Genomic DNA, 13,279 nt, shown 5'->3' on the forward strand with positions numbered 1-13,279 from the left:
TAATGGATATGGAAAAATTTAAGCATATTTCAATGAGAGGTAGAGTTGCATATGGAATTAGCTGTTTTGAGAACGCTATAATAGCCTTGAAATATGATGTTAATGATTGGAAAATCATTTTGAATTATTTATGGAAATTCACTAGTATACAATACTTAGATGATTGGAATGATATAATTGTTGAATTAATCCCTGAGAATCTAACGGAGTTTAAAACATATGAGGAGGAAGAGTTTGAGCGGTTGAGTAAAGATGAATTCATATATATGTATAGCTTATATCAAAATATTGATGGATCAGTCGATGCCTTACTGCGAGGAATTTATGATCTTGGTATCAGTCATGCTTATACTGTAATCGAAGGATACGGTGAAAGCAGTTTGAAATCTTTGGAGAGAATTATTAAGTTCATGATAGATTATAACTTTCCATTGCCAAGCATCGAACCATTCCTAAAATTTTCTATAGAAGAAAATAGAGGATGGGGTGACAAGTTTGATGGTACAAAATTATCTAAAATTCTGTAACATGGAAATTGACTAGGTTTAAGTGTACCTTAATATTAAAATTTCAAAAGCTTATTCCAACTTGAACCATGAGAAGGAATGAGCTTTTTTCCACACAGAAACAATAACTTGCCATCCCTCCCCATCAGAGCTAACATACACACACTCAAACCACGGAAGGGAACTTACAATGTCAAACTGGCCAGATTGGTTTCTTGAAGCATTACGCCACCGGTTTTACCAACGGCATGATTTAAACGTAGCAGAATGCTACAAGCTTCATCAAACTCTATGCCTTAAACATTTCATGTCTACATTTTTCGAATGATTAAAAGCAAAAGCCCAATGGGCGAGTTTTCAGTCGGGAGTCGAACCCCTGTTCCAAACCTTTTCTGCTATGCATTAATTGTTATTATAATTGCTCCTCAAGCCTTATGTACCAGACTTGAAGAGCAATTGGTTTGTCACTCATTCCCAACCACTCAAGCATTATTTCTTAATGTTAACATGTAATGTTCCATTGATCGTAGTTGTATTTATTGTAGCTCCCAGAACCTCCGAAACAAATCTAAGAGGAACCATAACCTGATTTGGAAATTCCGGCATAACGGGAGTATTCGGCATCATCTTTTCTTCATCGTTCACATATGCAACTTTGCTACCAACGGTTAATCGTACAATTGTACTATTCTTCGATTTAATTGTAACTTCTTGTTTAGGTCTGTTCCACGAGACAGACTCTCCCAAGCGCTCAGATATGAATTTAATAGGGACATATGTTGTGTTTGTGGAAGTCTCTGTATATGGATAGGAGTCTGTTGTCAAAGCGCTATTATTTACAGAAATTTTCAACATCATAACTACGTTTGGCTAATACCGCATAAGCGCTCTCAACTGAAACTAAAGAAACGAACACAAAGATAAAAAACAAGGGCAAAATTATACATTTTAAAATGGTGTACCACCTCTCTCTATTTATAAACTAGAACCCCCTCGTTATTCTTTTGGATCATCTGCCCAAAGAACTGAAGTCCTTTTCTTTTCAAATTGGTTTTCAATATCTCCTTGTTTTGAAGAAGTAGCATCAACTAGATCGCCAGCTTCGTCAATATTCAATATAACCACTTCTGCATCCTGCAACTTTTCGATTTTTTTTGAATTGTATCCTGTTTAAGTACTCCTTTTTCCAAAAGGCTATCAACAGAATGGTCAAAATCTTTATTGCTTAATGTTGATATTCCTTTTGCAGCCGCTGGAGCCGACAATTGGATTTCTTGCTCAATAGCGTCTTTAATATACTGGCTAAATTCATTCGACGAAGGTTCTTGATCTTGAGCATTTGCAGCCAAACTTGGAATGCAAACAGCCATAAGTAGAGTAGAAAGAGTAATCTTAGTTTTCTTTAACATAAATGATAAACTCACTCTTCACATTTTAATGCAGTCGAATGGAGTTCATTTAGACAATCTAATATGATTTGTTCGGTAATTTGCATCTCATCGAATCCTTTCAAAACGGGCTATGTAATTTTTGCTTAAATAAATAAAAGAACCACCTTCACTAAGGTAGTTCCTTGTTGAGTTAACGTTAACCATTAATACTCCACTCCAACCTCATTTACTTGATCCATTAATAATATTGGCTTTATTCAGCAGACATGGCATCCGCTTTTGTTACATGAACCGTACCATATGGATGCTCAGGCGGCGCATAGATGACATATATTTTAAGCGGGGTATTTCCCGTATTGGTAACATTGTGCCATGTTCCAGCAGGTATCATAATTGCATACCCACCACAGGCCATTGCTTGAAAATTCAAATTATCTTTACTTGCACCCATCTGAACAAGTCCCTGACCTTCTTCAATACGTATGAATTGATCTGTTGTAGGATGAACTTCTAAACCAATATCATCTCCAACATGAATACTCATCAGGGTTACTTGAAGGTGTTTCCCTGTCCACAAAGCGGTGCGGTAAGTATTATTTTGCTTAGCAGCTTGGTCAATATTTACTACAAATGGTCTTTGCCCATAATCTGTTGATTGATAAGGATACCCGTTCGTGTTGCCCCCATTATAATAATAACCATTCCAATTATTACTCCAACGGGTGTTATTCCAATAGTCGTGCATTGGAGTATGCCATTGATATGGATAGCATGAATTACGGTACAATATTCATTCTCCTCTCAGCATTTCATTGTTTATTTTCATTCTATGCACTTGCCTATATAAAGGTTTTAAAAAGGGCAAGTGCCTGAGGCCATAAACGAATGGCTCCACTAAATGCTAAACAATTAACATTCAATCTTTTATGGTTATTGAAGGTAACCTGTCCATTTGCTTAACGAGTGATTCAATACATATTTTTTAGCAGAAGCCTCAAAATAACAAACTGCGATTATAAAATTTCAGACTCTTGACCGACTCAGGCAACCTGTCCCAATACATGAGATTTTGAAATATGTATTCGTCTGTTGAACGGGGATCGTTTTGTAATTCTTTATAGAAGCTCTTTTCACCCATGGCTTGCTTCTTGCACATCAAATAATAATAATCCAAATATTCGTTCCACAGGATTTACGTACCCTTAAGCATTTCCTCCTCATGAGCTATAAAAAAAGACAAGGCCGTATTGATCCTGTCTTCATCCTGCAAATTATTATATTGTCGCTCCCACTCTGACCATAGATCATCTCGTTCTGAAAACTAAAGCACTGCTGCTTTACGAACGCTTCCACCTGGGATTTTACCTTTGAGCAGAAACGATGGAAGGGATATACTCCCTCTCGCTTAATTTAATAGATAATCAAAATAAAAGGAAAAGATATACCTCATAATTATTGTCCAATTTGGTGTTATTAATCCAATCCTCGACAATCGTGCTGTGTCCTCCCGATACTGAAAACCTGGTAAACAAATTCTCAAACCGACTTTCTAAGTGGATATTCATTTTTATCGAAAAATAAGTGTTTGATTAAATAGTAAATCATTTCTCTTTAAGTAATTACCATTAAAAGTAATAGGAACCGAAGTTCCTTTGAAATAATCTCTCTTATTATCATGTTTTATAGCATGTACATGAAGATGCGGCTCACTGCTGTAACCTGAGTTCCCTACTTTCGCTATTTCTTGTCCAATCTTGACAAAATCATTTTTCTTAACTAGCAGACTATTTTTTTTCAAGTGTAACAACAAAACATTATATTCTTTATACTTGATGATAATCATATTTGTAGCACTACCACCCAGGGTATTTGGCACATTATCATCTACTCCATCCACAACTTCGATAATCGACTGCCTCTTCGTGTTTAGGAGTGGATATAATGTATGACATGCTAAATAAAATACATATAGAAACCTGATAAATCGCTATTAAGCCGTAAAGGATCGTGAATATTTTTGTTTTTTTATTTGTACCTTTAGATTCAAAAGAGTGTAAAGAGGTCATTTTGCGAAATAAAGCGCATCCAAACAAGACGATCTAAACAAGACGTAAATAATAGCTGATTTCTGTCCAATCATTTATGAATAAAATCATGAACGTATATCCACTTGTAAACAAAGTGTGTATGACCCACAAGGAACGATTTCTAAATGGGAAGCAAGCCATTATCCAATAGAGCATAATCGGAATCAGCAGCATTTTTACGATATAATAGAACATTCAAATTCATTCCTTATTATCTGATAATTTGCGACTTACCTCTTCTTGAAATTCAATATCCGTTAATATTTTATAAAAAAACAAATCTAACTTCTGTTTAAGCCAGATATGATCCATCCCAGAATCATCTTGAATAAACAGAGCTAATTGAATATCGTTTCCTTCCAGATCCGTACAATATAAAGCCTCGGTTAGAACAGAAATGGTAGATCCTCCTTTGTTTCCAAACTCTATTAGCTTGGAATCATCTACTTGCCGCTGAATTAGCTGTTTCAGATATGAATTTGCTGTAGGAGGAACCAGCTCCTCCTTGTGTATGAGCTTCATGAGATAAGCATATTCTTTAGTCGTTGAACGAGGAAGCTTGCACGATTCCAGCACTTGAAGCTTTCGTGCATAATTTTTCCTGGTGTTCCATTTCTGAATACATTCTATCCTCTGATCACGATTTAAAATCTGATGAATTTCAATAGATTTCTTCATGTATTCCTCATAGCTCATCTCACTTATTCTTTGTATCGTCTCTGTAAATCCTATGTTTTCGGTCTCTTGGATATAAGGAGACATGAATCCCGCAGATGAAAAAGGAAAGATTTTATCATGGGAGGAAAGCGAGAGTTTCATAATATTCTCATTGATCTTATCCAAACCCATTTTCGCCATCAGAAATTCTGTATTGGCATTGGAACTATATGCTAACATTCCGTGAGCAATATCCAATAACGTGATTTTTCCTCGAACTTCTTTATGGTTGGAGCGAATGGAACTGATCCAGTTATTATGAGCGTTACCATCCGAACCAGGGATATAAAATTTATTTAATTCCGCTAAAGGGACAAGTTCCTGCTCATCTAATATTTTCGCCGCTACTTGGCGAGCAAATTCGATAGCAATGATCACTTTGGCCGTGCTGGCAAGCGGCATTTTAACTTCTGAGTTATAGCTGATTTTCTCCATACCATTTTTGATCATATACAAAGATGCTTTACTCGGATTTTCTTTCAAAAAGCTTAGAACATCCATTTCTGTTTTCCTATTATTTTGCCCCTTCGCAATGAACAAAAACAGGATACATATGAACGCAAATATTAAAATCATAGCTACTATCAATAAAATTATTTTCATACTTTGCTCCTTAATGGACACGCTTCGGATGAAGTTCACATAAGTCGTCACAGTTCCCCACGGGAACCACTTTTCTTTTAGAAGCTATATAATCATACAAATAACCGCCTATACCCATCTTTTTGAAAATAATTATAAAAGGAACCGCAAACCTTAGCATTTTAAAATAATCCAGCTTGTACAAATTGTCCTTTATATTTGTACAGACAGGACACCAACCATCATAGAAAACCAGAATTTGTTTGTGTTGAAAGCTTGCATATCCTAATCTTCTTGTTTTTCTTCGAATTGTAATTGATATTTTCCGGAAACTGGTCTTTATAAAATGGTATAACTTTTTATATTCTCGATCCCTAAACAACAATAATTCCATAACAATCATTAATTAATGAAAATGTCACGTAGTTCAACAACATCCTTCACAACTCCTTTCCAACCATATACGCCATTATCTTCTTTCACTTTAAAATGAAGATCATCTCGCTTTGAATATGGAATCGCATTCGATATTGAGGTCATAAACTGGACATCGGTTATTTCATGCTCCAAAAACTTCCTTTTCGCAAACGCAGAGGCATAGCGGTATATGATTTGTTTAACTTGATCCGAATCCTTTTCTAAAGAAGCATTTATTTCTACGAAAAAAGAGCTGCCGAAACAGCTCAACGGATACTTAATAATCACACGCATTATGTTACTTTTTCAAAATGGGTATCCATATTTCACTTTTGAAATTCGGTGAGGTTATATCTTTATTCTCATTCCACAAGATTTCCGGGCCTTCTATTTGTTCATAGTTTGAGGATGGGAACCATTCGGAATAAATACGTCCCCACACATCTTGTAGCGCATCAGGAAATGATCCGATTGCTTCGAATACTGCCCATGTTGAGGCAGCAACTTCAAGCTGTGTTAGGCTATCCGGACACTCCTTTGTTGTTGCAACGCCAATATAGTGGTCAAGCTCCCCTTTTTCCTTCATTCTACCTTCAGAAAAGTTCGTGGATGCACTAAGCATTCCCATAGGCTCGACATTAGAAAGTCTTTTAAGATTATTGATCGTTTCACCATCTAAACTTTCCCACATCGCGGCAATCTCTGGATTGACCCCGTTGAAAATAATAGGAACTCTTTTTTGGATACCAACGATACGAAATGCCCCTTTTTCTTCAATTCGATAGTTCATTTCACTTCCCCCTTTAATTGATAACTGGAAGGTCATTCGTGGATATGCTTTAAGTGAACGGCCATTAATTCTGGCTTCAGACGGCGTTAAGCCATGTAAATTTTGAAAAGCTCTCGCAAAAGAATCTGGTGAATTGTACCCGTATTTAATCGCGATATCAATGACTTTTACATTGCTATCTTTAAGCTCAAATGCTGCAAGAGTGAGTCGTCTGCGGCGGATGTATTCTGATAACGTAGCACCTGCAAGAAAAGAAAACATCCTTTTAAAATGAAATTCAGAGCAGCAAGCCAGCCTTGCTACCTCTTTAAAGTCAATATCGTTAGTCAGGTTTTCTTCAATATACTTTATTGCTTCATTCATGCTCTTAAGCAAATCCACTATATGACCTCCTTCATCAATAGAATAACAGTAGTTGAATGTATCCATCCGACAATTCCTGCACAATTATGTAGGGGCTATTCTTATTCATAAATTTAGTACGAAAACATATATAACAGAGCTAATTATCTATATGTATTCTAGCTTAACCTTCCAACTCAGCCTCGTAAAACAACTCGATATCCTCAATTACCTTCTGAATCAGCTCATTGTCCTCCATAGCTTCCTCAGTCCCCAGCACATTTACCTTTTCGGCTTGCATACCCTTTAGGAACCGAATCACCATATTCACTTTTACCTTACCCAATTCAATCACCCTTTCGGTTTAGTCAGCACATGATACCTCTGACTTTACCGACTCAGCAACAACTTCTGAGTTTGCTTACGATCACTGTTCCAGTAGTGTCCACCTGTCAGCTTCCAACCGTACAATACGGGTTCGTGAATCCAGTTATCCAGGTGATGGTTCTGCTACAATTAGAGACTATAACGAGTTTGTAAGCAACAGTTCTTGGGATTGGCGTAATACTTTGAGTGCTGTATATGTGAATTAATTTACAAGTAGTATATTACTAAATTGTAAGCTTCAGGATTCGCCTTGGTCTGAGATGCGATCTTATTCAAAAGTATGTTAATAAAGTAATCCAATTATATTCAGGGAGGCTCTATTCAATGAAAAAAAAGCTGATCTTATCGTTTTTAATGATGTTTAATATACTTTTATTTAGCTTCAATAATTTAATATTTGCTCAATCTGATGAATCAACTCCAGATGCTCAAATCAGAGCAAGCATAGAAAGTGAGTTCAAACTAAAATGTGTTGATTCTTTAAATGCTGTAAAAACAGATTATAAACTTAAAGCAGAAGAAAATTTTGAAAATGTACAGTTAAGTTCAGGTACTGCCTTTTATAAAGTTACTGATGATGTATATAGTAGCGCTATAGATTTTGCAGGATATATCTTTACGTTAAAGATCAATGATCGAGAAGTTGCAACCATTTATGCAACTTCTAACACTGGATCATGGAAGATATCCAGTATTAGTAATCGAGTTAATTCTGAAAATTCCTTATTAACAGCGGAAGCCACTCTTTCAGAAAATGAAAAGGTAAAACTTATTGATGATGAAAGGTATGGACTCAATGCTCTACTTATTGAAGGAGGGGAAAAAGAGCGTGTAGTAGATCTAAGTGGTAATGGAAAAAACGTTAACAGTCTTGAACCTAGCTCAAATAAAACAATTACAAAATCTTTATTTGACCAAAAGATAAAAGAAATGAAGGCGGAAAGATCTGGGCCAGCTACCAAAGATGGAGCTGTTATAATGGGAACAGGTCAATTCGATTTTAATGAGCCTTCGAAGGCTTCGAGTAATGTTCCAATAATCTTATTATTTCTCGGCATTATTTCATTATTCCCTATTTTTATAATCTTAAAAAAGAGAAGGAATTCTTAAAGATATTTTAGCTTTGCTTAGCCTATCCATTTATTGTACATCCAAAGACAAGAGTCTTCCTATAATGGGGAGGCTTTTTTTGTATTATTTAAAGGAAACTATATAAACAAAATAAATTATATTATTGACTATACAACGATCGTTAGGTGCGATAGGAAGTTCGACTAATGCTCTGACCTTTTAGCGCTGCTTTTCATAGTGTTTTCTTCTTCTATGTAAGCTTGAAGCTTAAATATCTGCCTTCTTCTCCGGGTGTACGGTGATATGGAAGGATCATCTCTATATCTTCCTTCATGGGTATTTCCTTATCAGGGAGGATGCAAATCGTTAAATGCTTCATATCTACAGGACAGAGATACACATCTGTTGTCATTAGGGCATTTCACGTCAAGTTTTTAAATACGGTGCACTTGGTCGGACTTCACATGTGCCATGTGAATGTAAATAATATACGTTCCCACACTCAACCCTAATGCTATTTTTTGAATGCAGGAACATATTCAAATTACTCTTAACCCCCCGTACATCACTGTTTCTCATCTCGATATATTACTACCACGCACTCCACATGTGCCGAGACAGCGAAAGGGGTATATTCCTTTTTATTATATTTTTTACCTATTATATCAAAAGCCACTTCTCCTCGCAACAACCTTAGTTTCAGAAAAAACCTCTTTTCCTCTTAAGTCTATCGATCTCATGAGCTACATTTGAACTATTGATTTCTATGTACCACCAACTGAAATTAAAACGGCATCATGACCTGACCTTTTCAGAGATTCACAGTTACAAGTAGACTCCTCCCATATCTCCAACTTCCAAATATACACATTGTAAATACCGCTTTCAATGGGTCATTCTGTAAACTAAATTTCTCTTTTAACCGATAAATAGATATGCTGGATTGTTTATTAAATATCCTCTCTTACCTTTTTGTATCTTGAATGAATGCTTACTTGGGACACCTGTATAAGATTTAAGAATGTTTTTGTACCAAACAAACCCTGTAATACATATCGATCTTGGGCTAATGCACCCGTCCGTATTGAATAGAACCGAATTCAAAATAACTTGTTTTAATTGAGGAAACAGCCATCCCACCTAGAAAGGAGACATGAACTCACTTGAGCCTACTATCAGATGGAATCGGATATGAAAGCCTTCGCTTTTATGGTCCCTTTCAGCCACATCATATTGAACAGCTTCAAATAACACGTGCGATCAATGATCATGCCTATTTGCATATTAGCGGTATGCTCTCCGAAGAACAGGGAGCAGCCTGTATCGGACAGGATATGGAGCAGGAGCCGATTGTGATTCGTCAGTTGGATGATCAGGGACAATCGCTAAGACGGCTGTTCCACGGGATCGTTACGCAAATGTCTGTGAATTGCACACGTGGAGTATATACCTTTGAACTGAAGGCAGCTTCCCATTCGTACCAGATGGATATTAAGAGTAAAAGGCGTTCCTATCAAGATATTCACCGCACTTATGATGATCTGGTCACTGCACTGGTTCGAAAATATCAGTACGGAGATGCCATTGATACGGTAACCAACTATGCCAAATTGGATACTTTTGTTTTACAATATGATGAGACCGATTGGGCTTTTTTAAAACGCCTCGCTTCTCGCTTTGGTTCCGTACTTATACCAGAGGTGACCGCAGCTTCGCCCAAGGTCTTCTTCGGGATGCCAGAAGGCAAACAGTATAAGGTGGAACGGGATGTATTTTATCGAGTACGGAAAACGTTCCATGAACTGGATGCGGAAAAGCCGGGAGAACAACGTGCTGGATCGTATGTCACCTATACAATTGAAAGTCTGCAATACTACGCTCTAGGCGACCTTATCACGTTGCCCATTGGACAAGGCAAAGAGTTGGTCGTCGTTCGGGCAGTAACAACGTTAGCAGATGGCTTACTGCGTACTCGTTATGATCTTCAAACTGAACAGGATATCCGCTATGCCCGGTATGAAAACGATCAGGTGACCGGGATTTCACTGATAGGAACGGTGCTGAAGGTACAACAGGATTTCGTACAGCTTCAATTGGACATCGATCCGAAGCAAGATCCTGCCAAAGCCTGCTGGTTTCCAGTAGCCACCCGTTATGTCGCAGAAGAACACAGTGGCTGGTACGATATGCCTGAGATCGGGGAACAGGTCGAGTTATATTTGCCTACACACCGCGAACAGGATGCCTATGTAACGGATTCACTGCGACAACAACGCCACGCGAATGGACAGCCGAATGTGAAGGTATGGCAACATGTGCAAGGTAGCGGCATAGAAATGTCTGAGCAAGAACTGACCCTGTCCACCTCGGATGGATTTTCAATTACACTGAATGAAGATGGTGGCATTACCGTTAACAGTCCAGGGAATGTGCAGATTCAGGGTGGTCATGTGAAGCTTGATGCAGGTGAGGAACTATCACTTGAAGCTGGTACGGCACTATACTTAAAAGGTGGAGCCAGCAGCATGGTGCTGGATGGGGAGACGGATACCCATGCTCCAGTGATATATCAGGAAGGTACAGTGAAAGCTCCTGTTTTCGTAGCCGACCTCCCTCCTGTGCCTGAGCCGCCATTGATGAGCATCAAAGCCTATGAAGCAGCTCAATCAGCAGCCAAAGATTCATCTAGTAGCCAAGCCTCTACCCCTAAAGCAAAAATTACGACTCCAGCTGAGCTTCAGAAGGCTAATGCTGTGATGGGGACGATATCCAAGCTATTAGGCTCCATTCCCGTAGTGGGGAACGTAGCCAGTGTGATGCTGAATACGGTTGGTGGGCCAGCAGGTAAAGTAGCAGCAACAGTTTTGCAAGCAACCGCAGCCATCCCTATTCGTAGTAAGGGAACGCCTACGATTGGAGACAGTGGTAAGGATAACGGAGTTCATCCGTTGAAACACTTAGCTGGTTTAGCCATGCAAGGGTTGATTAGTCAATACGAGCATGAGCAAGCGAGACAAGCCTACTATAGCAAGTGGATTTTAGGAAAAGCATATACAAGTGCGCGTCATATAGCGCATTCCGGTGGCCCACTGGAACTGGTTCAAAACCTGCTGAAAGAGTCAAATGCTATGGTACATGCGTATCAGCAGATTCCTGTAGATCTGAGACAACGTTGGAAGGCCAAGCACGATAGCTACATGGCAGCTGAAAAAGCAAAAGTATCCTATAATTTTGATGAGTATGATAAAAAATTTATGGGTACTATGTGGGTGCTCAGTAAAAATGGAGTTACCGATCAGAAAGCAGCCCAAGCTTCTCTTGCCTATAACGAAGCGATCAAAAATGGAGAAATCAAATTACATCACGAACCAGAAAATGTGGATATTTTCGTAGAACAGATTAAAGCAGCAAGAGAAGGAAAGAACTATTGGACAGGAGAAGAAATACCAAAATGGCAGGCAAATGCGATTATTATTAGTAGTGTATTTTCTGAATTTCAGATGGTTGGAAGTTTATACGGTGCTAAATTTGGCAGGAATATAAAGATACCTTCTAAATCAATTAAAGTTCCAAAGTCTACCGTTAAAACTCCGGGGACAGGAATAACAAAAGCTACGTCTTCCAAACCCGGTATGCCGCTTAAAACGGAAGGGACAGGAATAAGTAAAGTAGATCCATCTGAGCAAATAAAACAGCGAGTATTACAAAATATCGCTCAGAGCAAGGCTGCAAGGGAAGCATCCAAGTTTGGGGAATATGTAAAAAAAGAAAAGCTTACTCTTGATGCTATTAAGAAACGACAGGCGTTAGAGGGGACCGGTGAAGCTAGTGACATTTATAAACATCAACAGTATAAGCAATCACTTCTTAAAGAAGATGTTTTGTCTAACTCCGATGTTATCATTAAAGGAGAGGATTTATGGGATGAAAAGGCTCGAAGTATACTAACAAGTGATGGTAGCAAAATAGAAGATTGGGCTAAAATGACATCAAAGCAACAATATGAAACGCCGTACGGAAAGGGAGAAGTCCATTTCTATCAAAATCAAAAAACTGGAGAAATTAGTCCATTTGATATAAAACAGAAGGTATCCAAACCTAAAAAGCTCAGAACAAATGAAAATGACCTATTCTGGATAATTGAATTGGATATCGATTTTAATATTAAAGGAGTAAGATAAATGAGAGTAAGTCTTAAAGAGGGTTTAGAGAAAAAAGAGAATCTATCAATGAATAAAAAGTATATAGTTTATTCTTTGGAAACCAGCAAAAATGGCGAGGAATTTTACAGAGTACAAAATGATGCCAATCAAGTTGTACCTTATCCAACCTCTTTATTTGAAATTGTATCCGATAAAGTCAACTCTGATTGGATATTGTGGAACAAGCCCAATAATAGTTCAGCGTTATTACCAAAGCAATTTGCGTATCTAAGTTTTTGGGAGGATTATTATAATGATGAATTAGAGGCTCTAAAAATATTTAATTTAATTAAGGAACAGCTATTCCAAGAAGAATTAGAAGAAAATGAGGTGCGTGAGATTTTTGAAATAGAGAATGAGGATGAGATTACGTTCATTCTTAATGTTCTCATTAAGACAAAAGATATTAGATTTATTAATCTAGTAATTCAATATGTAAAATCAAAATTGGAAGAAAGTAATGGAGAAGATAATACTACACTACTTGCATTTCGATATCTGAGCCTTTTCAAACAAAGTGAAGTAGAAGATTATTTCCTTTATTATTTGACGAACATTGAGTTAGGAAACGACCGATTAACTGAAGTAGTAAATGAATATTTTAGTTGAAAGTACTGATTCTAATGATAATTAGGTCTCGCTTCCTGTATTCGTGCCAATCATTATTGTGGGGCTACCCAGTGCCGAATGAACCCATCATCATCCATGAACACATCTAACCCATGTAATATCCGTATAAAGATTTCGACATTTTGATTGTACGCACATCAAATGCTTTAATTTCATA

12 protein-coding genes are annotated in these 13,279 nt (G+C 37.5%); 4 read left to right on the forward strand and 8 right to left on the reverse strand.

The window, feature by feature from the left end; all coding sequences use genetic code 11:
* The first annotated feature begins 2 nt into the window (after positions 1-2).
* Positions 3-527: a hypothetical protein gene (locus B4V02_RS20800; protein WP_094156240.1), complete on the forward strand. Its 525-nt coding sequence runs from the start codon at positions 3-5 to the stop codon at positions 525-527.
* A 468-nt stretch (positions 528-995) separates the two neighbouring features.
* On the opposite strand, the gene B4V02_RS20805 is transcribed toward B4V02_RS20800, so the two are convergent.
* The 8 genes from B4V02_RS20805 to B4V02_RS25975 form a co-directional block, all read right to left on the reverse strand.
* Entirely contained in the window at positions 996-1,364 is a 369-nt protein-coding gene (locus B4V02_RS20805) for a copper amine oxidase N-terminal domain-containing protein (protein WP_341865686.1), read from the reverse strand.
* 254 nt (positions 1,365-1,618) lie between these two features.
* Positions 1,619-1,915 (reverse strand): hypothetical protein, encoded by a 297-nt coding sequence (locus tag B4V02_RS20810; RefSeq protein ID WP_094156241.1) that lies wholly within the window; start codon positions 1,913-1,915, stop codon positions 1,619-1,621.
* A 235-nt stretch (positions 1,916-2,150) separates the two neighbouring features.
* Positions 2,151-2,684, reverse strand: a complete 534-nt coding sequence (locus B4V02_RS20815) for a cupin domain-containing protein (RefSeq protein ID WP_094156242.1) — start codon at positions 2,682-2,684, stop codon at positions 2,151-2,153.
* A gap of 780 nt (positions 2,685-3,464) precedes the next feature.
* Complete coding sequence (locus B4V02_RS26780; protein ID WP_244188372.1) at positions 3,465-3,773, reverse strand: M23 family metallopeptidase; 309 nt, start codon at positions 3,771-3,773, stop codon at positions 3,465-3,467.
* A 412-nt stretch (positions 3,774-4,185) separates the two neighbouring features.
* Positions 4,186-5,304 (reverse strand): serine hydrolase, encoded by a 1,119-nt coding sequence (locus B4V02_RS20830; protein ID WP_094156243.1) that lies wholly within the window; start codon positions 5,302-5,304, stop codon positions 4,186-4,188.
* Between the two features lie 381 nt (positions 5,305-5,685).
* Positions 5,686-5,994, reverse strand: a complete 309-nt coding sequence (locus tag B4V02_RS20840) for a hypothetical protein (protein WP_244188373.1) — start codon at positions 5,992-5,994, stop codon at positions 5,686-5,688.
* 4 nt (positions 5,995-5,998) lie between these two features.
* The gene (locus B4V02_RS20845; protein WP_094156244.1) at positions 5,999-6,871 is read right to left on the reverse strand and encodes an AraC family transcriptional regulator; all 873 of its coding nucleotides are present in this window, start codon (positions 6,869-6,871) and stop codon (positions 5,999-6,001) included.
* Between the two features lie 145 nt (positions 6,872-7,016).
* Complete coding sequence (locus B4V02_RS25975; protein WP_167383771.1) at positions 7,017-7,178, reverse strand: hypothetical protein; 162 nt, start codon at positions 7,176-7,178, stop codon at positions 7,017-7,019.
* 365 nt (positions 7,179-7,543) lie between these two features.
* Here B4V02_RS25975 and B4V02_RS20850 point away from each other — a divergent pair, with 365 nt between their 5' ends.
* The 3 genes from B4V02_RS20850 to B4V02_RS20860 all read left to right on the forward strand — a co-directional run bounded on the left by B4V02_RS20850 (position 7,544) and on the right by B4V02_RS20860 (position 13,101).
* Positions 7,544-8,329, forward strand: a complete 786-nt coding sequence (locus tag B4V02_RS20850) for a hypothetical protein (RefSeq protein WP_094156245.1) — start codon at positions 7,544-7,546, stop codon at positions 8,327-8,329.
* A gap of 1,124 nt (positions 8,330-9,453) precedes the next feature.
* Complete coding sequence (locus B4V02_RS20855; RefSeq protein ID WP_244188374.1) at positions 9,454-12,471, forward strand: contractile injection system protein, VgrG/Pvc8 family; 3,018 nt, start codon at positions 9,454-9,456, stop codon at positions 12,469-12,471.
* Positions 12,472-13,101, forward strand: coding sequence for a hypothetical protein (locus B4V02_RS20860; protein ID WP_094156246.1), 630 nt, complete (start codon positions 12,472-12,474; stop codon positions 13,099-13,101). It abuts the gene before it with no gap.
* Positions 13,102-13,279 lie beyond the last annotated feature (178 nt).

The organism is Paenibacillus kribbensis (assembly GCF_002240415.1).
Classification (GTDB): Bacteria; Bacillota; Bacilli; order Paenibacillales; family Paenibacillaceae; genus Paenibacillus; species Paenibacillus kribbensis.